Genomic DNA, 23,096 nt, shown 5'->3' with positions numbered 1-23,096 from the left:
AGTAACTATTTCGATATTATCCTATAGGAAAAGTAGAGTTATTAGAATTGATTTGATAAAATTTATAACTGTGGTAATTTATTTCTTGTAAATAGCTTATAATATGATTTTTAATATTTTTTATTTGCTTTAGTAAGCAAAATTCAAATGTTGTTTTGATGTTTTTCCTGAGAGTGAATAATTATAAGACAATCTAATATAAAAAATTAAAAATATTATTTTGATATTTGAAAATAAGTAGTAATTTTGCACAGTAATCTACTAGCCCGATAGGGTAATGGATTTGAAATAAAAAAAATAATAATGAATGCAAAAGATATTAAGGTATTATTGGATATAACTAAAGATTTTTCTCTTGAGGAAACTTTGACTTTTTTAGCTAATCAATATCCGGGCAAAGTAATTTTTTCGACTTCATTTGGTCAGGAAGATCAGGTAATTACGGATATTATAGCAAAAAGTAATACAGGTATAACCATTTTTACATTAGATACAGGAAGGTTATTTCAGGAAACATATGATGTTTTTCACAAGACATTAAAAAAATATAAAACTCCTATTGAGGTTTATTTTCCGGAAGCAACCGCTATAGAAAATCTGCTAAAAGAAAAAGGACCAAATAGTTTTTATGATTCGGTTGAGAATAGAAAAGAATGTTGTTTTATCCGAAAGGTAGTTCCGCTAAGAAAAGCTTTGGCAGGAAACGCAGTTTGGATTACAGGTTTAAGAGCAGAACAATCAGAGAACAGAAATGATTTGCAATTGTTTGAATACGATGGCGGTTTTGATATAATAAAATTCAATCCGTTATTAAAATGGACATTGCAGGAAGTTGATGATTATTTGCAGGAAAATAACGTGCCTCAGAATGCATTACACAAAAAAGGTTTTGTAAGTATTGGATGTGCACCTTGTACGAGAGCCATTTTTCCAGGCGAAGATATAAGGGCCGGAAGATGGTGGTGGGAATCAAGTCATAAAGAATGTGGTTTGCATAGTGCGAACAAAGGGTAAAGAGATTAGACTATAGAAGCAAAAGAAAGAGAATAGAAGCAAGATAATAGAATAAAATAATGGCGGAGAGATTTAGTTAGGATTACAACCCTGAAACTTAAAACTTGAAACTTTTTAAACAAAAAAATAATGAGTTCAGTATTAAAAACAAATGCTTTAGAAAGTGAAGCGATATATATCTTTAGAGAGGTCGTTTCTCAATTTGACAAACCGGTTTTACTTTTTTCAGGAGGAAAAGACTCTATAACATTAGTGCGTTTGGCACAAAAAGCATTTTTCCCTGCTAAAATTCCGTTTCCTCTTTTGCATGTTGATACGGGACATAATTTTCCTGAAACCATTGCTTTCAGAGATAAATTGGTTGAAGAATTAGGATTAGAATTAATTGTTCGTAATGTTCAGGACGCTATTGATGAAGGAAAAGTAGTGGAAGAAACTGGAAAGTATTCTAGTAGAAACAGCTTGCAGACGACTACACTTTTAGATGCAATCGAAGAATTTAAGTTTGATGCCTGTATTGGTGGAGCACGTCGTGATGAGGAAAAAGCAAGAGCGAAAGAACGTATTTTTTCAGTTCGTGATGATTTTGGTCAGTGGGATGAAAAAAACCAACGCCCTGAGTTGTTTGATATTTTGAACGGAAAAATTGAAAATGGTCAAAATGTTCGTGTTTTCCCAATTTCAAACTGGACAGAATTAGATGTTTGGAGTTATATCGAAAAAGAACATATCGAAATTCCGTCCATTTATTTTTCCCATAAAAGAAAAGTTTTCTTGAGAGATGGTATGATCTGGTCACATTCACCTTTTGTATATCAGGAAGAAGATGAGCAAATCGAAGAAAGAATTGTTCGTTTCAGAACAGTAGGAGACATGAGCTGTACAGCAGCAGTTGACTCGTATGCAGCAACAATTGCTGAAGTAGTGGGTGAAATCAGATCTTCCACAATTTCAGAAAGAGGCGCCAGAATCGATGATAAACGTTCTGAAGCCGCGATGGAAAAAAGAAAACAACAAGGATACTTTTAGTTGTTGATGGTTGATGGTTTTTAGTAGATAGTTTTAAACTGTCAATAATCACAGCCAATTACATCAAAAAGGAGTTTAATATTTTGAGGGTTTTAGTCAATGTTTGAAAGCCAACAACTAACAACCAACAACCAATAACAAAAAAAATGGAAGTTTTAAAAATAGCAACAGCAGGAAGTGTAGATGATGGAAAAAGTACTTTGATCGGAAGATTATTGTACGATACAAAATCATTGACTACTGATAAAATAGAAGCAATCGAAAAAAGCAGTAAGCAAAAAGGATACGATTATCTTGACTTCTCATTGGCAACAGACGGATTGGTAGCAGAAAGAGAGCAGGGAATCACGATTGATGTAGCACATATTTATTTTTCAACGGCAAAGAAAAGTTATATTATTGCCGATACTCCGGGTCACGTAGAATACACAAGAAACATGGTTACAGGAGCTTCGACTTCGCAGGTTTCTATCATTTTAATTGATGCCAGGAAAGGAGTTATCGAACAAACCTACCGTCACTTTTTTATCAATAACTTATTGAGAGTTAAAGAGGTAATTGTTGCGATTAATAAAATGGATTTAGTAGATTATTCTGAAGAAGTTTTCAATAAAATAAAAGCAGATTTTCAGGCATTGAATGCTAAAAGTACTTTCAAGGAACAAAATGTAAGTTACATTCCGTTGAGTGCTTTAACAGGAGATAATGTTGTTGAGAAATTAGGTAAAATGTCTTGGTACGAAGGACAAACAATTTTAGAACATTTAGAAGGATTGCATTCTTCGGATGTTTTTGAAGCTGGAAAAGCACGTTTCCCGGTTCAAACCGTTATTCGTCCAAAAACAGAAGAATATCATGATTTTAGAGGGTATGCCGGAAAATTATACGGTAACTCCATTAAAGTTGGTGATGCTGTAACCGTTTTACCTTCTTTAACCGAATCAAAAGTTACAAATATTCATTTTTTCGATAAAGAATTTTCAGAAGCCAGTGCAGGTTCTTCGATTACAATCGAATTAGAAAATGATATCAATGTTACAAGAGGCGATATGATTGTAAAATCGGATGAGTTGCCAAAAATTGAAAAAGATATTGTAACTACAGTGTGTTGGATGGATAGCAAAAAGTTAGTTCCAGGAGCTAAATATTTTGTACAGCACAATACAAATAGAGTTTTAGCTAAAATTGAGAGTGTTACCAATACCATTGCAACTGATTATTCGGGAACTACTCCGGCTTCACAACTAGCGATAAATGAAATTGGAGAAGTTAGTATCAAATTGAGTAAAGCATTATATTTTGATTCTTACAATGAAAATAAATCAAACGGCGCGTTTATTCTAATTGATGCCGTAACCAATACAACAGCAGGAGTAGGATTTATTAGGTAGACCTGCAGTAAGCTTTAAGCCATAGGCTTTAAGCAAAAAAACACAAAGTTAATAAAGCTTATAGCCTAAAGCTTAAAGCCCAAAGCCAAAAGAAAATGGAAAGTTTTAGAACAGAAATAGAAAATCCGATAGTTCAAAAAGAGATTATCGATTTGGAAAAAAAGATTCATTTATTCCGCGGAGGAAAAATTGATGATGAGCGTTTTCGTAGTCTTCGTTTAGCACGCGGAATTTACGGACAGCGTCAGGAAGGCGTTCAGATGATTCGTATCAAATTGCCTTATGGTAAAGTGAGCAGCGAACAATTAAATAGAATCTGCGCAGTTTCTGATGAATATTCTACAGGTCGTCTGCACATTACAACACGTCAGGATATCCAGATTCACTACGTAAGTTTAGACAGAACTCCTGAACTTTGGGCAAATCTGGCTAAAGATGATATTACATTGCGTGAAGCTTGCGGAAACACCGTTAGAAATATTACAGGAAGCGAATTAGCAGGGATAGACGTAAACGAACCATTTGATGTTTCGCCTTATGCACATGCTTTGTTTCAATATTTATTAAGAAACCCAATTTGTCAGGAAATGGGACGTAAATTCAAAATTTCGTTCTCTTCTTCAGATGAAGATACAGCTTTGAGTTATTTACATGATTTAGGATTTATTCCGAAAATAGTTGATGGTGTTCGTGGTTTTAAAATCATGTTTGGTGGAGGTTTAGGATCTCAGCCTGCACATGCTGAATTACTTTCGGAATTTGTACCGGCAAATCAAATTATTCCAACAGCAGAAGGAATCATCCGTATTTTTGACCGTTATGGTGAGCGTGCCAAAAGAATGAAAGCGCGTATGAAATTCTTAATCAAAGAAATGGGAAGAGATGTTTTCCTTGATTTGGTTGAAAAAGAGAAAAAAGCAATCGCTTTCGAAACTTACGAAATTGATACAACCGATTTTGAGGGACCAATTCCGAAACCATTATTAGAAGCACCGCAAGTTACAATCGAAGATAGTGCAGCTTATGAAGCGTGGAAAAAATCGAATGTAATTGCTCAGAAACAAGAAGGTTATTACGCAATTGGAATCAAAGTTTTATTAGGAGATTTTTATACCGATAAAGCCAGATTATTAGCCGATTTAATTAAGAATTATGCAGCAAATGAATTGCGTTTTTCATTGCGTCAAAACATTGTAATACGTCATGTAAAAGAAGAAAATTTACCTTTCTTTTATCAGGAATTAACTAAGTTGGATTTTGTTCATTTAGGTTATAATTCTACAGTAGATATTACGGCATGTCCTGGTACTGATACTTGTAATTTGGGGATTGCAAGCAGTACCGGTATTGCAGAAGAATTAGAAAAAGTTTTAAAAGCAGAATATCCTCAGTATTTAGATAACCGTGAAATCGAAATTAAAATTTCGGGTTGTATGAATGCTTGTGGACAGCATAATATGTCTGCCATTGGTTTTCAGGGAATGTCAATCAACTCAGGAAAATTAGTAGCTCCGGCATTACAGGTTTTATTAGGCGGAGGAAGATTAGGAAACGGAGAAGGGCGTTTTGCAGATAAAGTAATCAAAATCCCAAGCCGTAGAGGACCAGATGCTTTGCGTACCATCTTAAATGATTATGGAGTTAATGGAAACGGGGATAAATTTCTAAATTATTATGATGCCAAAGGAGAAAAGTATTTCTATGAAATATTAAAACCTTTTGCAGATGTAACCAATTTAACGGAAGCTGATTTTATTGACTGGGGTAATGCAGATAACTACGTAAAAGCAGTTGGAGTTGGTGAATGTGCCGGGGTTGTCATTGATTTAGTAGCTACTTTATTATTAGAAGCAAAAGACAAATTAACGTTCGCACAGGAATCTTTCGACGAAGGAAAATGGTCAGATGCTATTTACCATGCTTACGCAGGATTTGTAAATGGGGCTAAAGCGTTATTGCTTTCTGAAAACGAAAAAACCAATAATCACGCTGGAATTATTGATTTGTTTGATACTGTTTTTATTGCAACTGGTAAAATTGAATTGGCAACAAGCTTTAAAGAGCTGGTGTACCAAATCAATTCGGTTGAACCATCAGAAGCATTTGCAAAAAAATACATTCAGGAAGGAATTGCATTTTTTGATATCATTGAAAAATACAGAGCTCAAGAATTAGCTAATGCTTAATACAGTAAAACCCAAAGTAACTTTAGTAGGAGCGGGTCCCGGTGATCCGGACTTGCTTACTTTAAAAGGTGTAAAAGCACTTGCTGAGGCAAATGTGGTTTTATACGATGCTTTGGCGAACGAGGAAATTTTAGCACACGCTCCAAAAGAATCTATCAAAATTTTTGTCGGAAAACAAATAGGAAATCACGCTTACACGCAAGATCAAATCAATCAGTTGATTGTAGATAATGCTTTAACGTATGGAAATGTTGTACGTTTAAAAGGCGGAGATCCTTTTATTTTTGGTCGTGGAAGCGAAGAAATTGAATTTGCGGGGAGTTTCGGAATCGAGACCGTTGTAGTTCCTGGAATTTCTTCAGTAGTGGCTGTTCCGGCGAGTTTGGGAATATCGATTACTAAAAGAGGCGTTTCTGAGAGCTTTTGGGCGATTACGGGTACTACTACTGACAGAAAATTGTCTTCGGATGTTGCTTTGGCAGCGCAATCATCAGCAACAGTTGTGATTTTGATGGGAATGCATAAATTGTCTCAGATTATCGATTTGTTTCAAAAAGAAAATAAAGGTCATTTGCCAGTTGCGATTATTCAAAACGGAACTACTTATGAAGAAAAAGTTGGAGTTGGAACGGTAGATTCGATTTTAGAAATTGTAAAAGAGAGAAAATTGAGTTCGCCAGCGATCATTGTTCTTGGTGAAGTAATACGCGAAAGCAATATATTAAAAGGATTTTACGAAGAATTTGTATCAAAAGAAATCGTTCGATAAAATAAAAATCATCTAATTTTGGCTGGATGAAAATAAATTAAAATGGAACAAAACGAATTATATCCGATATTTTTAAAACTTCACAATCTGAATGTTCTTATAGTAGGTGGTGGAAACGTAGGATTAGAAAAGCTTTCTTTTTTACTAAAATCGAGTCCAAATGCCAATGTTGAAGTAGTTGCACCAGATTTTCACTTAGAAATTAAAGTTTTAGCTGAAAACCATCCTTCAATCAAACTGACGGAAGCGAAGTTCAAAAAGAAAATGCTCAAAAAACGCCACATGGTAATCGCTTGTACCGATGATTTAAAAGTCAACAAAAAGGTATACGATTTGTCCCGAAAGCGTTATTTGATTTGCAATATTGCTGATACACCCGATTTATGTGATTATTATTTAGGTGGAATCGTAACAAAAGGAAATGTCAAAATTGCCATTTCTACTAACGGAAAATCACCAACAACCGCAAAAAGGTTACGCGAATTTTTTGAAGAAGTTATACCAGAAGATATTAATCAAATGGTAGAAAACCTTAATGAATACCGTAAAACATTGAAAGGTGATTTTGAAGATAAAGTTAAAAGAATGAACGAAATTACCGCTTCATTAAAAAATAAAGAGTAAAAATTTCCCAAAGAAATGAATGATAAAAATCATTTAAAAAAGAATAAATTATTCGTTTCTTTGTATTATTAAGAATGATTATAAACAATACGTAATGATTAAAACAGACATACTTATAATTGGAGCCGGGCCTACAGGTTTATTTGCCGTTTTTGAGGCAGGATTATTAAAATTAAAATGCCATATTTTAGATGCATTGCCACAAGCGGGCGGACAACTTTCGGAATTGTATCCTAAAAAGCCAATTTATGATATTCCAGGTTTTCCTGAAGTATTAGCAGGTGACTTAATCGATAATTTACAAGAGCAAATTAAACAATTTGAACCAGGTTATACATTAGGCGAGCGTGCTGAAACAATCGAAAAACAGGAAGATGGAAGTTTTATTGTTACTTCAAATAAAGGAAAAAAATTCCACGCACCAGTAATTGCTATTGCAGGAGGTTTAGGAAGTTTTGAGCCACGAAAACCTTTGATCGACGGAATCAATTTTTACGAAGATAAAGGAGTGAAATACTTTATCAAGAATCCGGAAAAATTCAGAGACAAAAGAGTCGTTATTGCCGGCGGAGGTGACTCTGCTTTAGACTGGAGTATCTTTTTAGCAAATGTAGCTTCAGAAGTAACCTTGGTTCACAGAAGAAATGAATTCCGTGGTGCTTTGGATTCTGTTGAAAAAGTACAGGAGTTAAAAACAGCAGGAAAAATTAAATTAATTACACCCGCAGAAGTGGTTGGAATTAAAGGAGCAGAGCACGTTGAGTCTGTAGATTTAGACGAGAACGGTGCGCACCGTAGTATTCCTTGTGATTATTTTATTCCACTTTTCGGATTAACGCCAAAATTAGGGCCAATCGGAAACTGGGGATTAGAAATCGAGAAAAATGCAATTAAAGTAAACAACGCCTTAGATTACCAAACCAATATTCCGGGAATCTTTGCTATTGGTGATGTGAATACATACCCTGGAAAATTAAAGTTAATCCTTTGCGGTTTCCATGAAGCAACTTTAATGTGTCAGGCAGCCTATCAAATTATCAATCCGGGTAAAAAATACGTATTGAAATATACAACAGTTTCAGGTGTTGACGGTTTCGACGGAACCCGTAAAGAAGCACCAAAAGCGGTTGTAAAAGCGATCGTTTAATTTTAGAGAGGCTATTACGTGGTTCTAAGCGACTACTATTTTTAGATACAAAAGCTCAAACTTATTTAGTTTGGGCTTTTTTGTTGATGTTAAGGTAAACTTAGTCTTTAAAAAGCTAAGTAACTTTGTGGCTTAAAATCTTTCAAAGAAAAAATTTAATTATAGTATTTTGAATAATAAAGATAAAATGCTAACTTTAAGAAAGTATTCAATAAATTATCTATTATGAACAATTGGAATGAAGAACAATTACGAGAAGAAAAGTCTAAAATTGACAACGAAATGGCCGCGACAGATAATGAGTTTTCAGATCATCAGGAAGTCATGGATACATTTCTAAAATGGGACAGAAGTTTTTAACCAACACTCATTTTGATCAATATAGTAAGCCCTTATCTTGGGGATTATATTAGACTAAGATTTAAAATCAAAGCTCAAAGTACTACTGTAGTTTGAGCTTTATCATTTAAGCAGCTTATGCTTAGAACTTCAGAATCTGAATAGTTTAGAAACTTAAAAAAACATTTGCATGTAGTAAGGCTATTTCATACCTTTGCACTGTTCTTAAAATTATTGAAAGTTATCACGAAAGGCGGAGGGAAAGACCCAATGAAACCTTAGCAACCCTTTATCATAAAGAAGGTGCTACATTCTACTTTATATTAATTCTTAATGTTAAAGATAGATAACACAAATACATACAGTATTTCCTAAAACTCTTCCTGACAACCATACAATATTATTTTACTGATTCAGTATGATGAGCGAATCATTGACGCATTTTTTGTAGTCACGGGTTCCCGCTTTCGCCTTTATCTCTACGTTTCACTACGAGGATACCGGCTTAATCCGGACTAGATAGCCAACCATCGTGAATTTTTGGAATTAATGTGAAACAAAATATAGTATTAGACCTGACGGATTTTTAACCCCTTCAGATTTATAATCGGAATTATAATTAAATAAAAACTTAGCATCTAAGGGCCTTAGGGACTTAGTAGCTAAAAGATAAAAAATATGTCAATAACAATTCAGGAAGCAATCAAAAAAAATATCCTAATCCTTGACGGGGCAATGGGAACCATGCTGCAGCGCTATAATTTCTCCGAAGAAGATTTTCGTGGAGAGCGTTTCAAAGATTTTGAACATCCGTTGAAAGGAAATAATGATTTATTATCCCTAACACAGCCGAAGGCAATCCGCGATGTGCACGCCGCATATTTCGAAGCTGGTGCTGACATCGTAGAAACCAACACCTTCTCTGGAACGACAATCGGTATGGCTGATTATTTTATGGAAGACCTCGTTTATGAGTTAAACTACGAATCGGCAAGAATAGCCAAAGAAGTAGCTAACGAATTCACAGCCAAAAATCCGGAGAAACCTCGTTTTGTGGCCGGTTCAATCGGACCGACAAACAGAACGGCAAGTATGTCGCCAGACGTAAACGATCCGGGTTACAGAGCCGTAACGTTTGATGATTTACGTATTGCGTACAAACAACAAGTGGAAGCCTTAATGGATGGTGGCTGCGATTTACTTTTAGTAGAAACCATTTTCGATACTTTAAATGCAAAAGCGGCACTTTTTGCCATCGAAGAAGTAAAAGACGAACGTAATATTGATATTCCAATCATGGTTTCAGGAACGATTACCGATGCGTCAGGAAGAACACTTTCCGGGCAAACGGTTGAAGCTTTTCTGATTTCAGTATCACATATTCCGTTATTGAGTGTAGGTTTCAATTGCGCTCTTGGAGCCGATTTGTTGAAACCGTATTTAAAAACATTATCACAGCATACACAATTTAACGTTTCGGCGCATCCAAATGCAGGTTTGCCAAACGCTTTCGGACAATATGATGAAACACCGGAACAAACTCAGGCCTTAATCAAAGAATATTTAGACGATAATTTAATTAACATTATCGGCGGCTGTTGCGGAACAACGCCGGATCATATTCGATTAATTGCTGAGGTTGCGAAGGATTATAAACCACGTGTTGCGCCGGTATTAGTATAATGTTTTATTAGAAGATTTAAACCTTTTACGAGAGAAGAGCATAATATTAGGAACTTAAAAAGAAAATGGAAGAAAGCAAATCAGAACATATATCTAATTTGGGAATGATAGTTATTTTTTTATTAGGTATGATTTTAATTTTTCTTGTTAGAAGTTATGATAATATTGAGCGTGAGAAATTTAAAAAGAGACTTACAGAAGAAACTATTGGATTTGCAACTAGAGCTGAGTATGGTGATGAAATTTCACATTTGAAATATTATTTTTATTTAAATGAGAAAATTTTATCGAAGATTGAGATAGAAGAAAGTGGTGAGACACTTATAAATAAGTTTTATAAAGTAAAATATAATCCAAATGATTTTAGTGAAAATTATATTGTTTTAGAAGATGAGTTAAAACCCGATTCGATTACCCTTGTTAAAGCGGGTTTTACTAAAGCAAAATATTATATATATGATGCAGGTGTAACTTGTAAATATATAGAAAAGTCAAAATGGAAATGATTTCGGTGGGAAAATAAAAGGTTATTGAAACCGAGTTTGCGTGAGGGATAGAAGTGAAAAGCCCGCAGACCAATGCAGTGAAACGGAATTGGTCGAGGACTTGTAACGGATAGCCCGGCCCTTGGGACACGCCCAAAATAAGATTATTAAAAACGAAATATACCGACAAGGTTTTTGAAAACCTTGCAGGAAAGAAAATAGAATAAAAAAACTCAGAATCTAAGCAACTTAGAATCTTAGTAACTTAAAAGAAAATGGCAGAAAAAAGAAGAGACCTTGTATTAGCAGGATTAGAACCATTGATTATTACGCCCGAAAGTGTTTTTGTAAACATTGGGGAACGTACGAATGTAACGGGTTCGCGAAAATTCCTTCGCTTAATCAAGGAAGAGAAATATGACGAGGCGCTTGATATTGCAAGACAACAAGTAGAAGGTGGAGCACAGATCATCGATATTAATATGGATGAAGGAATGCTTGATGGTGTTCAGGCAATGACAAAATTCCTGAATTTAATCGCATCAGAACCCGATATTTCGAGAGTGCCGATTATGATTGACAGCTCGAAATGGGAAATCATCGAAGCGGGTCTTAAAGTAGTACAAGGAAAAAGCGTTGTCAACTCGATTTCGTTGAAAGAAGGCGAAGAAGCTTTTATTCATCACGCCAAATTAATCAAACGTTACGGAGCAGCGGCCATTATCATGGCTTTTGACGAAGTAGGTCAGGCCGATAATTTTGACCGAAGAGTTGAAATTTGTCAGCGTTCGTATGATATTTTGGTTAATAAAGTTGGTTTCCCTCCGCAGGATATTATTTTCGATTTAAATATTTTCCCCGTTGCGACCGGAATGGAAGAACATCGCTTAAATGCTTTGGACTTTTTTAGAGGTACAAAATGGGTTAGAGATAATTTACCTCACGCACATATTAGTGGTGGAGTAAGTAACGTTTCGTTTTCTTTTAGGGGAAATGATACGGTTCGTGAAGCGATGCACTCGGTGTTTTTATACCACGCAATCAAGAACGGAATGACGATGGGAATCGTGAATCCGGAAATGCTATCGATTTATGATGATATTCCGAAAGATTTATTAGAGCACGTTGAAGATGTAATTTTAGACAGACGCGATGACGCTACAGAACGACTTTTAGATTTTGCAGAAAACGTAAAAGGCGAAGTGAAATCAGATGAAAAAGCGGTTCAGGAATGGCGTTTAGGAACTGTTCAGGAGCGTATTACACACTCATTGGTAAAAGGGGTTGATGCTTTTATTGAAGAAGATGTTGAAGAAGCGCGTTTGGCCGCAACAAAACCAATTGAAGTGATCGAAATCAATTTGATGACCGGAATGAATGTGGTTGGAGATTTATTTGGAAGCGGAAAAATGTTCCTGCCTCAGGTAGTAAAATCGGCACGTGTAATGAAAAAAGCAGTAGCGTATTTATTGCCTTATATTGAAGCCAGCAAACAAGCCGGCGACAAACAAGGAAATGGAAAAATATTGATGGCGACCGTAAAAGGTGACGTTCATGATATTGGTAAAAACATCGTTTCGGTAGTATTGGCGTGTAATAATTACGAGATTGTAGATCTTGGTGTTATGGTGCCTCCGGAAAAAATTATTGCCGCTGCGATTGAACATAATGTTGACATTATTGGGTTAAGCGGACTCATTACGCCTTCGCTTGACGAAATGGTGTATCTGGCCAAAGAATTAGACAAACAAGGAATCAAAATTCCAATTATGATTGGGGGAGCAACGACTTCGCGCGCGCATACTGCCGTAAAAATTGCTCCGCAATACAGAGAAACGGTTATTCACGTAAACGATGCTTCGCGTGCCGTTACCGTTGCCGGAAATCTGTTAGATCATAACCGAAAAATATATGCAGCGGATATTCGTGCAGAATATGATGCGTTTAGGGAAACATTTTTAAATCGTTCGAGAGATAAAAATTTCCTGACGATTGAAGATGCCCGTAGAAACAAATTACAATTGGATTGGAGTGAATATACGCCAGTCAAACCAAAAGTTATCGGTCCTCAAACTATTGAAATAGACTTGGATGTTTTGGTTCCGTACATTGACTGGACCCCCTTTTTTCAGACTTGGGAACTGCATGGAAAATATCCTGCGATTTTAACTGATGAGGTTGTGGGTGAACAGGCAACTGCTGTTTTTGCAGATGCTCAGGCGATGCTGAAAGTGATTCTGGAAGAGAAAAAACTAAAAGCAAAAGGTATTTACGGAATTTTTCCTTGTAATCAGGTTGATGACGATGATATTGAGTTAAGAGATGAAAACGGAAAAGTTTTAGAAAAATTTTTAACGTTGAGAGTGCAGTCGCAAAAGACCAAAGGAGCACCAAATATCGCTCTGGCTGATTTTATTTTGCCAAAAGAAAGCGGAATCGATGATTATATGGGAGCTTTTTGTGTCACCACAGGTTTTGGTGTTGATGAATGGGCGGCCGAATATGAGAAAAACCTTGACGATTATAATTCGATTATGGTAAAAGCATTGGCAGATCGTTTTGCTGAGGCTTTCGCCGAATATCTTCACGAAAGAGTTCGAAAAGATTTCTGGGGTTACGATTCAGATGAATCTTTAACCAATGAAGAATTGATTAAAGAATCTTATAAAGGAATCCGTCCGGCTCCGGGTTATCCGGCTTGTCCGGATCACTTAGAAAAACCAACGATTTGGAAACTTCTGGATGTTGAAAAACAGATTGGAGTAACCCTGACAGAAAGCATGGCAATGTGGCCGGCTTCATCTGTTTCAGGGTATTACTTCGGAAATCCAAAAAGTAAATACTTCGGACTCGGAAAAATAAAAGAAGATCAGGTGGTCGATTACGCCAAACGACGCAATGTACCGACAGATTACGCAATGAAATGGTTAAACCCTAATATAGCAGATTAAATTAGTTGATAGTTTTTGGTTGTTTGATTAATAGCATTTGGAAACTAGCAACAGACAACAAACAACTATCAACAAAATATGGATTACAGTAAATTAGATGTTTGGGTTGAAGCTCGGAAGTTGGTAAATTTTTTATATGATTCTACCAAGTTGTTTCCTAAAGAAGAAATATTTGGTTTGACGAATCAAATGAGAAGAGCTGCTATTTCAATACCTTCCAATATTGCTGAAGGTTGTGGACGGCAAACCTCAAAGGATACAATTCATTTTCTTCATATTTCAAGAGGATCTTTATGTGAATTGGAAACGCAATATTACCTGGCATTTGATCAAAAAATACATTGATGAAAAAAAAATAATACTGCTTTAGAACAAATTAAAACTTGCAAAAAGTTATTAAACGGATTTATTAACTATTATAAAAAATTAATATAGTTGATGGTTAGCAGTTGTTGGTTGATGGTTTCTCATCAATAACATTTGAAAACTAACAATAATCAACCAAAAACAATCAACCATTAAAAAATGAAAGTAACAGAACATATAGAAAACGCCAAAGGAAAAACATTATTTTCATTTGAAATTATTCCGCCTCAAAAGGGGAAAAGCATTCAGGAATTATACGATAATATCGATCCGTTAATGGAATTTAAACCGCCGTTTATTGATGTAACGACTTCACGCGAAGAGTACATTTATATCGATAAAGGCAACGGACTTTTAGACAAAAAACTAACCCGTATGCGTCCGGGAACGCTTGGAATCTGCGCTTCTATAAAACACAAATACAATGTTGATACGGTACCGCATTTGCTTTGCGGTGGTTTTACACAGGAAGAAACTGAGTATATGCTGGTAGATTGTCATTATTTGGGAATCAACAACGTAATGGCATTGAGAGGTGATGCCATGAAAGACGAACAATCTTTTGTGCCTAAAGCCGGAGGTAACCATTTTGCTATAGATTTAGTGCGACAAATCAACGATTTGAATTGCGGAAAATATCTTCATGAAGTTATGGATATTGATAACAGAGCTGATTTTTGTATTGGTGTTGCCGGTTATCCGGAGAAACACCTGGAATCTCCGTCATTACAGTCTGACTTACGAAGATTAAAGGAAAAAGTAGATGCAGGAGCCGACTATGTGGTAACGCAAATGTTTTTTGACAATTCAAAATATTTTGCCTTTGTAGAAAAAGCAAGAGAAATGGGAATTACGGTTCCAATCATTCCGGGCATTAAGCCAATCGCGGTTCAAAAACACATGCAGATTCTGCCTCAGATTTTCCGTATCGATTTACCGGAAGATTTGATTCATGAAGTTGATAAATGCAAAAATAACGCTGAGATTAAACAAGTCGGAATCGAGTGGGCCATTCAGCAGTCACTTGAACTTAAAGCTGCAGGAGTTCCGTTTTTGCATTATTATTCAATGGGGAAATCTGAAAATATTCGTCAAATCGCGAGCCAGGTTTTTTAATATAATAATTTATTAGCGCAATATTGTCATCCTGCCGAAGGAAGGATCTTCACAAGTAGCCCCGTAACAGATATAAATCTTTGTCGATTTAGCAACGGAGATCCCTCGTTCCTCAGAATGACAAATATAGCGAGTAGTTTATTGGTTTCCAGAAGCTATTCCAGCTGTCCACTCTATCTTTTATGGCGAACCCCGCCACAAAAGGATGCCGTTTCCATCTGGGCTAGGGCATCAGGAATTCTAATTTCAATTGGTTATAAATGTAAACATGATGAAACAAGAAGAATTACAGGAAATTGCCTCCCAATTAAAACATCCAACCGGAGAAAAAGGAATAGAAATGGCCAATATGATGCATGAAACCAACATCAATATGACCCGCCATTCCATTCAAAATCTAAATATTTCAGCAGGAAATATAATTTTGGAATTAGGTCACGGCAACGCAGGACATGTAGAGTTTATATTTCAACAAGGGGATAATATGAGATACTACGGACTTGAAATGTCTGAATTAATGTTTCAGGAAGCACGCCAGATCAACAGGAATTTTGTCTCTCAAAAACAAGCTTTCTTTTCAATTTATGATGGTAATGTAATTCCATATGAAGATGATTTTTTCGATAAAATATTCACAGTAAATACTATTTATTTCTGGCAGGATCCTGAAAAATTGCTTTCTGAAATTTACAGGGTTTTAAAACCAAAAGGTATTTTGTGTATCACTTTTGCAGAAGAAAGTTTTATGAAACAATTACCTTTTACCAAATACAAATTTGAACTCTACTGTACTGAAAAAGTTGAGAGTCTCATTCAAAAAACAGCTTTCAGGTACCTATATAAGGAAACTTTAACCGAAAAGATAAAAACTAAAACCGGTGAATGGGTTGATCGTGATTTTACTACAATTGCTTTAGAAAAATAAATTATAGGTCTTTTAATACCTCTTTTTCATTAAATTCATTGATTTTATTCACGTTTCTATTTCTATAAAGACTAATACTTTTTAAAATATGGAGATTAAAAAAATAAATTTTCTCAAAAGTTACAGCAGTATTTTATTGCTTCTTGGCGGTATAATACTCGGAAGTATTTTAGGATTAGTTTTTGGAGAAAAAGTTGAGGTTATAAAACCTCTCGGCGACATCTTTCTGAACTTGCTTTTCACAGCTATTATTCCGCTTATATTTTTTACAATTGCTTCTTCTATTGCTAATCTGGAAAGGACAGAAAAGTTAGGAAAGCTTTTTATTATCATGGTTGCTGTTTTTTTAGCGACAATCTTAATTTCGGCTATCGTAATGATTTTAGCAGTTTATCTTTTTCCAATTCATCAAAGCATCATCATTTCTAAAGTTCCAATTGAAGGTATTCAGTCGGGAAGTATTGGCGATCAGATAGCGCAATTGCTTACTGTTAATGATTTCTTCGAATTGCTTTCCCGAAAAAGTATGCTGGCCTTAATTATATTTTCGTTTTTAATTGGTTTTGCAAGCCTGCAATCTGGAGAAAAAGCAAATGCTTTCAGAAACTTTCTGGATTCAGGAAATGAAGTCATGAAACAGCTTCTGAATATGATTATGAAATTGGCACCAATAGGTCTGGGAGCTTATTTTGCTTATCAGGTTGGCGTTTTTGGGCCTCAGTTATTTGGTGTTTATGCCAAGCCATTAGGAATATATTACGGTGCCTGTACTTTTTATTTCTTTGTGTTTTTTAGTTTTTATGCTTTGGTTGCCGGAGGAAAAAAAGCTTTCATCACATTTTGGAGCAATAATATTACGCCCGCTTTAACAGCTGTCGGCACTTGTAGCAGCATAGCCACTATTCCTGCCAATCTGGAAGCGGCTGAAAAAATGAATATCCCAAAACATATTCGTAACCTGGTTATTCCGCTTGGTGCACCTTTGCATAAAGACGGTTCGAGTATGTCTTCCATTCTAAAAATAACGGTTCTTTTTGCCATGTTTGGAAAAGATTTTACAGAGCCTTCGACTATACTTTTAGCATTAGGAATTACTGTAATTGTATCAATTGTTGAAGGCGGCATTCCGAATGGAGGTTATATTGGAGAAGTTTTGGCGATTACAGTTTACGGCCTGCCAATGGAAGAAGCTTTGCCAGTTGCCATGATTTTAGGAACTCTTGTTGACCCAATTGCTACTTTATTAAATGTGAACGGTGATTTAATAAGTTCGATGATGATTTCTCGATTTTCTGAAAAAAAAATTCTAAAAATATAATTTATAACTATTTCAAAATAATATGAATTCAGTATTACAACACGATCTAAACGATTTCGAAAATATTTTAGAAAAAGCAAAACAGCAAGGAATTGACTTCTTAAATAATCTCGAAAATATTCCAACTTCTAACAAAAAATCCATTGATTACAGCAGGAAATTAAACGAATTAGGTTTAGGCTCACTAGCAGTTTTAGAAGAATTTAATGAAAGATTGGCACCATTAATGGTCGCTTCTCCAGGGCCAAGATATTGGGGTTTTGTAACCGGCGGTTCAACACCAGCCTCGATTTTAGGGGATTGGCTAACTTCAATTTATGATCAAAATACACAAGCTGTAAAAGCCCAGGGAGGTAATTCGGCATTAATCGAATTTGAAACAATCAATCTGCTTTTGGAATTATTAGGGCTGCCAAAATCATTTTTAGGAGGATTTGTAACTGGTGCAACAATGTCAAATTTTACCTGTTTAGGAGTTGCAAGGCAATGGTTTGGAAAACAATTTGGAAAAGATTTCGCTAAAAACGGAATTTCAGAAACCATAAATATATTTTCTGCTACGCCACATTCTTCTTCCATAAAAACATTATCGATGTTAGGAATTGGGAGCCAAAATTATACAGCTATTAAAACTATAGAAGGAAATCGTGAAGCGATTGATATTGTAGATTTAGAAAAAAATATTGAAGCTTTAAACGGAAATCCTTTTATTTTAATTTCGAGTGCAGGAACTGTCAATACTGCTGATTTTGATGACTTTAGAGTCATCTCAAAACTTAAAGAAAAATACGATTTCTGGTGGCATATAGATGCAGCTTTTGGAGGTTTTGCAGCAGTTTCAGATAAATATAAACATCTGGTAAAAGGATGGGAAGGAGCTGACAGTATTACGATTGATTGTCACAAATGGTTAAATGTACCTTATGAAAGTGCTTTTTATTTGGTAAAAGAAAAGCATACGGCTTTGCAGATTGAAACTTTTCAAAATTCAAATGCACCATACTTAGGGAACCCATTAGAAAATTTTAATTACCTTAATGTATTGCCCGAAAACTCAAGACGCTTAAGAGCCTTGCCGGTTTGGTTTTCTTTACTGGCGTATGGAAAGGAAGGATTTCGGAATATAGTTGAAAATAATATTGCATTGGCTTTGCATTTTGGAAACGCTCTTATTGAAGAGGAGCTTTTTGAACTTCTGGCTCCAATACGACTCAATAATGTTTGCTTTAGTTTACGAGGAGATCACAATCAGGAAAAAGTATTTCAGTTTTTAACCAGTCTTAATGACACAGGAAAAGTATTTATGACCCCAACGATCTATCAAGGCCGAAAAGGAATTAGAGCTTCATTTGTTAACTGGCGTACTTCTGAAAATGATATAAAAATAGTTATCGAAGAAATGAAAACTGTTTTTGCAGAAATATAATTAAATTATCATCTATTCAAATAGTCCTACTCACTATAAGTAGGACTATTTTTTTATTTTTTGTAGGATTTTTAATAACTGAGATTTTAGAATTTTTAACTTTTCAATTCTAAATTTAAGCAAATCTTAATTCAACTTTAATCTTATCGTAAAAAATAGAACACTTTTTTACGAATTTCCCTTTATAAAAGTTAATAACAATTCTTATTTAGAATAATTAAAAATAATTTGCAATTACTGTTTGTAGAAGTTAATTTTGTGCCAAATTTTAATTTCAATCAAATTTTATCTAATGCAAATAAAAAGAATATTAATCCTAATGTTAATTCTTTTAACTTCAATTCAGGGTTTCTCTCAAAAAAGCAAAGTAAATTTAAGTGGTGTTATTTTAGCTGATAGTGGCAAACCTGTAGAAGGGGTTTCTGTAGCATTAAAAGGAACAGCCTATTCAACCTTAACCAACGAAAAAGGAGAATATGAATTAACTGCAGAGCCGGGAAATTATGTTTTATCTGTTACTTATGTTGGGTACAAATCAAAACAAATCAAAATAAATCTACAATCAGACCAAAAAGCTTCCACCTTATCTATTGAACAGGATATGGCTGCTTTAGATGAAGTTCAGGTCAAAGGGAAAACAAAAGTACAACGGGTTAGAGAGCAGCCTTTTAATATTTCCTCTGTAGATTTAAAACAATTGTATAATACCTCGGCAGATTTAAATCAGGTTCTTAATACGACTACCGGAATTCGTGTTCGTGAATCGGGAGGAATGGGATCTGAATTTAAATTTTCTGTAAATGGTTTTGCAGGAGAACAAATTAAATTTTTCCTTGATGGAATCCCAATGGATAATTATGGGTCATCGTTTACTTTAAACAATATTCCAACAACGATGGCAGAACGAATTGATGTTTATAAAGGTGTTGTGCCAATTGAGCTTGGAGGAGATGCCTTAGGAGGAGCTGTAAATATTATTACGAATAGAAGTATTAATCGATTTGTTGATGCGTCTTATAGTTTTGGATCTTTTAATACTCATAAATTATCTCTCAGCACCAGACTAACCAGTAAAAAAGGCGTTGTGGCTAATATTTTAGCATTCGGAAATTATTCAGATAATAGTTTTAAAGTTGATGCTCGTATTCCAGATGCTTTTTCAGGAGTTTATGGACCTGAACAAAAACTTAAACATTTTCATGACGGATATAAACAAGCCGCATTTATGGTAGAAGTTGGAGTGAAAAATAAAAGATATGCTGATTATTTATTATTTGGTGCGGCTATAAGTGCAAATAAAAAAGAAATTCAACAGGGAACTACCATGTTAAGAGTTGTTGGAGATGCTTTTACAGATAGTCACAATTTTGTTCCCTCTTTAAAATACAAAAAAACAGATTTATTTACGAAGGGCTTAACAGCAAGTTTGGCTGCCTCTTATAATATTGAACAAAGTCGTGTGGTAGATACTTCCTCTGCAAGATATGACTGGTCTGGTAATTACACCATAAAAAGTTATGAAAGCGGGGGAGAAATTAATACGGTTAAGACTTTAATGGTATTTGATATTAAATCGCTTCAAAGTAATGCGAATCTTCGATATGAATTAGACGAAAATAATGCTTTTGCTTTTAATTATACACTACTTAATTATAAACGTAATGAAGACAACGAGTACACTACAAAAGATACTCCAAGCGAGCCATTTATTAATAAAAACATTTTAGGTCTTTCTTATAATTTATCTGCCTTAGAAAAGAGATTGTCTTTTACGGCTTTCACTAAAATGTTTGATATGAAAGGCGAAATTACGGAACAGGATGGTACCATTACAAAACCAATGTTTAATGATATTGGGTATGGTACAGCTGCAGCCTATTTTATTATTCCGGAAGAATTCCAAATAAAAGCTTCTTACGAACATGCTTACAGGCTACCATCAGCTCTTGAATTATTAGGAGATGGAGGGTATAGAGTAAATGCAAACCCGCTTCTTCAGAAAGAGGTCAGTGACAATATCAATCTTGGTTTTGCTTACAAAAAAACGTTTGGTGTACACTCTTTAGGATTAGAGACAAGTTTTATTTATCGTCAGGGAGATAATTTTATCCAGGCAGGAATTGACCCTAATGATGCTACAAAAAGTAAAAGCCGAAACTTTAAGAATATTCAGGTTACAGGTGTAGATGGTGTTATGCATTATGGTTACAAAGAATGGTTCACTTTTGATGCTAATGCGACGTATCAAAAAAAGTTAAACATGGATGATACTCTTTTGCCAGGAACAAATCAAGTAAATTATTTATATAAAACACAAGTGCCAAACGAGCCAATTTTTTATGGTAATGGTAATTTAGGATTTCACTTTAAAAGTTTAAAATTTACAGATGATTTCCTAACTTTTAATCTGGGTACAACCTATTCGGCAAGTTATTATCTAAATCCTCCAACACTAGGAAGCCAAAATAAAAAAGAAATTCCAGAACAGCTTTATTATTCAGCTTCTTTAGCTTATACCCTTAAAAACGGGCGCTACAATATCGCTTTAGAATGTCATGATATCACCGATGTAAAATTATACGATTATTATAATGTACAAAAACCAGGAAGATCTTTTACGCTAAAGCTGAGATATTTCTTTATGTAATATAATTTTCTAATAGAAATAAAATCGAAATACAATCAATACCACAATCTGTTATAGAACAGAAAATTAATTAAAAATCAATTACTATGAAAACAATTAAAAATTTATTAGCTGTTATGTTAATTTCAGCTGTGCTATTTTCTTGTAGCAACGATGATTCTTCAGATGAAAATACAGTAGAAGGAAGTAAATATGTATTAGGATATCAAACAGCAACATGGAATAGTAATTACATGTGGAGTTTTGAATCATTAGATCAATTAATGACAGGAACGATAGACATGACTGGAAAAGGAATCGAACAAGGTGGTTCTTATATTCCAATTGCAAACAGCATGTTTGCTTGTGATACAGATGTAGAAGGTGCTGCTCCTTTTTATTTAAATTCTGCTAGTCAATTAGTTGCGGGAAGCCGTATATTTATTGAATCCCAATTTGCATACGGAGTGACAGATGATAATAAATTATTAATTATTGGTGCTTCTTGGGAAGGAAGCTCTACAGATAACGAATTAATAATCTACGACCCAATAAAACAAGCTATAACAAATCGTAAATTTAATAATTTCGCTACAACTACTGGACGTTTTGATTTTCCAACAGGTGTAACAGTAGTTGGAGATAAAGTATTTGTATCTGTATTTGACAGAGATGCAAGTGATGATTGGGATATTGATCAAAAAAAGGCATATATCAGAATTTACGATTACCCATCATTAAATTTTGTAAAAAGAATTGCTGATCCACGTACTACTGCAGTTGGTATGTACTATACAAATACAGGTATTATCCGTACTGATTCTGGAAATGTTTACACTTTCTCTTCAAATGCTTTAGCATCAGGATATAATATAATAGAGGATGCACACTCAGGAATTCTTCGTATCAATAAAGGACAAACAGAATTTGATGCTAATTATTTCTTTGATATTCAGGAGAGTACTCTAAATGGTAAAGTAGTTGCTGCTTATCCGCTTGGAGGAGAAAAAGCCTATGTTGTGTATGTTCCTACTGCAGACGATAGTGTGTCTTGGGGATTCTTAAATCATTCTTCATACAAGTTTAAATCTGCTATTATAGACTTGCCATCTAAAACGGTAACTCCAGTAACGGGATTGCCTCTTCATGCAGGTGATAGTTACTTTGGGGTTGGAAGTTTATTTGTTGAGGATGGAAATGCTTACAAAGCTTTTGTAACAAACGAGGAGGTTCGTGTTTACAAAATCAACATTGCAACTGGTGCTGCAACTGCAGGTGCAAAAGTAACAGGAGGTGGAACTGACATCTCGGCAATTACAAAATTAACGCCAAGACTATAACTCTAAGAGTTTCTTAATACCTAACCATATAATCAATGCTTTTAGAGTATTGGTTATATGGTTTTTTAATATTAATGATTTCATTATTGGTGAAATACTAAGATTTATAGAATGTCTATTAGTAATCAAAAAATCCCTATAACGGTGAAATTACCGAAATGGTAGATCACGAAGATTTCTTTCATGAAATTGATGAAGGGCAGCGCTATTTATGGTTAGATTTTGATTATAAAACCTTGCAATTGCTTCCAAAACCACAAAAATATTTTAGCGATGAACTCTTTTCAAACTGGTTAATACGTTCTAATTAGAGTCTTAGTATTGGCGCAATTGGGGGACTTTCAACCAAGAGGATCTATTG

Annotated in this window: 19 protein-coding genes and 1 riboswitch; all 19 genes read left to right on the top strand. The window is 34.7% G+C overall.

Going from position 1 to position 23,096, the window contains the following annotated elements; genetic code table 11:
• The first annotated feature begins 303 nt into the window (after positions 1-303).
• The 19 genes from ACEN2I_RS12365 to ACEN2I_RS12275 all read left to right on the top strand — a co-directional run bounded on the left by ACEN2I_RS12365 (position 304) and on the right by ACEN2I_RS12275 (position 23,046).
• Positions 304-1,014, top strand: coding sequence for a phosphoadenylyl-sulfate reductase (locus ACEN2I_RS12365; RefSeq protein WP_441766411.1), 711 nt, complete (start codon positions 304-306; stop codon positions 1,012-1,014).
• Between the two features lie 129 nt (positions 1,015-1,143).
• The gene (cysD, locus tag ACEN2I_RS12360; RefSeq protein WP_310276513.1) at positions 1,144-2,043 is read left to right on the top strand and encodes a sulfate adenylyltransferase subunit CysD; all 900 of its coding nucleotides are present in this window, start codon (positions 1,144-1,146) and stop codon (positions 2,041-2,043) included.
• A 146-nt stretch (positions 2,044-2,189) separates the two neighbouring features.
• Positions 2,190-3,434 (top strand): sulfate adenylyltransferase subunit 1, encoded by a 1,245-nt coding sequence (locus tag ACEN2I_RS12355; protein ID WP_441766410.1) that lies wholly within the window; start codon positions 2,190-2,192, stop codon positions 3,432-3,434.
• A gap of 95 nt (positions 3,435-3,529) precedes the next feature.
• On the top strand, positions 3,530-5,620 hold the full coding sequence (locus ACEN2I_RS12350; RefSeq protein ID WP_441766409.1) for a HEPN domain-containing protein: 2,091 nt from the start codon (positions 3,530-3,532) through the stop codon (positions 5,618-5,620).
• The gene (gene cobA, locus ACEN2I_RS12345) at positions 5,613-6,389 is read left to right on the top strand and encodes a uroporphyrinogen-III C-methyltransferase (RefSeq protein WP_441766408.1); all 777 of its coding nucleotides are present in this window, start codon (positions 5,613-5,615) and stop codon (positions 6,387-6,389) included. Before ACEN2I_RS12350 ends, cobA begins: the two co-directional genes overlap by 8 nt.
• A 42-nt stretch (positions 6,390-6,431) precedes the next feature.
• Positions 6,432-7,013 (top strand): precorrin-2 dehydrogenase/sirohydrochlorin ferrochelatase family protein, encoded by a 582-nt coding sequence (locus ACEN2I_RS12340; protein WP_441766407.1) that lies wholly within the window; start codon positions 6,432-6,434, stop codon positions 7,011-7,013.
• A gap of 94 nt (positions 7,014-7,107) precedes the next feature.
• Positions 7,108-8,160, top strand: coding sequence for an NAD(P)/FAD-dependent oxidoreductase (locus ACEN2I_RS12335; RefSeq protein WP_441766406.1), 1,053 nt, complete (start codon positions 7,108-7,110; stop codon positions 8,158-8,160).
• A gap of 225 nt (positions 8,161-8,385) precedes the next feature.
• Positions 8,386-8,520 (top strand): hypothetical protein, encoded by a 135-nt coding sequence (locus ACEN2I_RS12330; protein ID WP_441766405.1) that lies wholly within the window; start codon positions 8,386-8,388, stop codon positions 8,518-8,520.
• Positions 8,521-8,737: 217 nt separating this feature from the next.
• Positions 8,738-8,852: riboswitch (SAM riboswitch) on the top strand.
• Positions 8,853-9,177: 325 nt separating this feature from the next.
• Entirely contained in the window at positions 9,178-10,182 is a 1,005-nt protein-coding gene (locus tag ACEN2I_RS12325) for a homocysteine S-methyltransferase family protein (protein ID WP_441766404.1), read from the top strand.
• Between the two features lie 65 nt (positions 10,183-10,247).
• The gene (locus tag ACEN2I_RS12320; protein ID WP_441766403.1) at positions 10,248-10,688 is read left to right on the top strand and encodes a hypothetical protein; all 441 of its coding nucleotides are present in this window, start codon (positions 10,248-10,250) and stop codon (positions 10,686-10,688) included.
• 254 nt (positions 10,689-10,942) lie between these two features.
• Entirely contained in the window at positions 10,943-13,618 is a 2,676-nt protein-coding gene (gene metH / locus ACEN2I_RS12315; protein WP_441766402.1) for a methionine synthase, read from the top strand.
• Between the two features lie 78 nt (positions 13,619-13,696).
• Positions 13,697-13,963 carry a four helix bundle protein gene (locus ACEN2I_RS12310; RefSeq protein ID WP_441766401.1) on the top strand — a complete coding sequence of 89 codons (267 nt, stop codon included), beginning with the start codon at positions 13,697-13,699 and terminating at the stop codon, positions 13,961-13,963.
• A gap of 180 nt (positions 13,964-14,143) precedes the next feature.
• The gene (metF, locus tag ACEN2I_RS12305; RefSeq protein WP_441766400.1) at positions 14,144-15,100 is read left to right on the top strand and encodes a methylenetetrahydrofolate reductase [NAD(P)H]; all 957 of its coding nucleotides are present in this window, start codon (positions 14,144-14,146) and stop codon (positions 15,098-15,100) included.
• Between the two features lie 268 nt (positions 15,101-15,368).
• A complete protein-coding gene (locus ACEN2I_RS12300) occupies positions 15,369-16,025 on the top strand; it encodes a class I SAM-dependent methyltransferase (RefSeq protein ID WP_441766399.1) in 657 nt (218 codons plus the stop codon).
• An 88-nt stretch (positions 16,026-16,113) separates the two neighbouring features.
• Positions 16,114-17,343, top strand: coding sequence for a dicarboxylate/amino acid:cation symporter (locus ACEN2I_RS12295; protein ID WP_441766398.1), 1,230 nt, complete (start codon positions 16,114-16,116; stop codon positions 17,341-17,343).
• Positions 17,344-17,365: 22 nt separating this feature from the next.
• Complete coding sequence (locus ACEN2I_RS12290) at positions 17,366-18,769, top strand: pyridoxal phosphate-dependent decarboxylase family protein (RefSeq protein ID WP_441766397.1); 1,404 nt, start codon at positions 17,366-17,368, stop codon at positions 18,767-18,769.
• 319 nt (positions 18,770-19,088) lie between these two features.
• A complete protein-coding gene (locus tag ACEN2I_RS12285) occupies positions 19,089-21,416 on the top strand; it encodes a TonB-dependent receptor (protein WP_441766396.1) in 2,328 nt (775 codons plus the stop codon).
• 86 nt (positions 21,417-21,502) lie between these two features.
• Entirely contained in the window at positions 21,503-22,735 is a 1,233-nt protein-coding gene (locus ACEN2I_RS12280; protein WP_441766395.1) for a DUF4374 domain-containing protein, read from the top strand.
• Positions 22,736-22,893: 158 nt separating this feature from the next.
• Entirely contained in the window at positions 22,894-23,046 is a 153-nt protein-coding gene (locus ACEN2I_RS12275; protein ID WP_441766394.1) for a hypothetical protein, read from the top strand.
• The last annotated feature ends 50 nt before the right edge of the window (positions 23,047-23,096 follow it).

It is taken from the genome of Flavobacterium sp. W22_SRS_FK3, from assembly GCF_052113665.1.
Lineage (GTDB): Bacteria > Bacteroidota > Bacteroidia > Flavobacteriales > Flavobacteriaceae > Flavobacterium.
The sequence above is the reverse complement of the archived record's forward strand: the minus strand, read 5'-3'. Positions and strand labels throughout refer to the sequence as shown.

Bases quoted from the DNA above. Each gene is read 5' to 3' on its own strand.
- ACEN2I_RS12310 (WP_441766401.1), top strand. From the start codon at position 13,697: ATGGATTACAGTAAATTAGATGTTTGGGTTGAAGCTCGGAAGTTGGTA.
- ACEN2I_RS12295 (WP_441766398.1), top strand. From the start codon at position 16,114: ATGGAGATTAAAAAAATAAATTTTCTCAAAAGTTACAGCAGTATTTTA.
- ACEN2I_RS12280 (WP_441766395.1), top strand. From the start codon at position 21,503: ATGAAAACAATTAAAAATTTATTAGCTGTTATGTTAATTTCAGCTGTG.
- metF (WP_441766400.1), top strand. From the start codon at position 14,144: ATGAAAGTAACAGAACATATAGAAAACGCCAAAGGAAAAACATTATTT.
- ACEN2I_RS12275 (WP_441766394.1), top strand. From the start codon at position 22,894: ATGGTAGATCACGAAGATTTCTTTCATGAAATTGATGAAGGGCAGCGC.
- ACEN2I_RS12330 (WP_441766405.1), top strand. From the start codon at position 8,386: ATGAACAATTGGAATGAAGAACAATTACGAGAAGAAAAGTCTAAAATT.
- metH (WP_441766402.1), top strand. From the start codon at position 10,943: ATGGCAGAAAAAAGAAGAGACCTTGTATTAGCAGGATTAGAACCATTG.
- ACEN2I_RS12365 (WP_441766411.1), top strand. From the start codon at position 304: ATGAATGCAAAAGATATTAAGGTATTATTGGATATAACTAAAGATTTT.
- ACEN2I_RS12335 (WP_441766406.1), top strand. From the start codon at position 7,108: ATGATTAAAACAGACATACTTATAATTGGAGCCGGGCCTACAGGTTTA.
- ACEN2I_RS12300 (WP_441766399.1), top strand. From the start codon at position 15,369: ATGATGAAACAAGAAGAATTACAGGAAATTGCCTCCCAATTAAAACAT.
- ACEN2I_RS12325 (WP_441766404.1), top strand. From the start codon at position 9,178: ATGTCAATAACAATTCAGGAAGCAATCAAAAAAAATATCCTAATCCTT.
- ACEN2I_RS12285 (WP_441766396.1), top strand. From the start codon at position 19,089: ATGTTAATTCTTTTAACTTCAATTCAGGGTTTCTCTCAAAAAAGCAAA.
- cobA (WP_441766408.1), top strand. From the start codon at position 5,613: ATGCTTAATACAGTAAAACCCAAAGTAACTTTAGTAGGAGCGGGTCCC.
- ACEN2I_RS12340 (WP_441766407.1), top strand. From the start codon at position 6,432: ATGGAACAAAACGAATTATATCCGATATTTTTAAAACTTCACAATCTG.
- ACEN2I_RS12350 (WP_441766409.1), top strand. From the start codon at position 3,530: ATGGAAAGTTTTAGAACAGAAATAGAAAATCCGATAGTTCAAAAAGAG.
- cysD (WP_310276513.1), top strand. From the start codon at position 1,144: ATGAGTTCAGTATTAAAAACAAATGCTTTAGAAAGTGAAGCGATATAT.
- ACEN2I_RS12355 (WP_441766410.1), top strand. From the start codon at position 2,190: ATGGAAGTTTTAAAAATAGCAACAGCAGGAAGTGTAGATGATGGAAAA.
- ACEN2I_RS12290 (WP_441766397.1), top strand. From the start codon at position 17,366: ATGAATTCAGTATTACAACACGATCTAAACGATTTCGAAAATATTTTA.
- ACEN2I_RS12320 (WP_441766403.1), top strand. From the start codon at position 10,248: ATGGAAGAAAGCAAATCAGAACATATATCTAATTTGGGAATGATAGTT.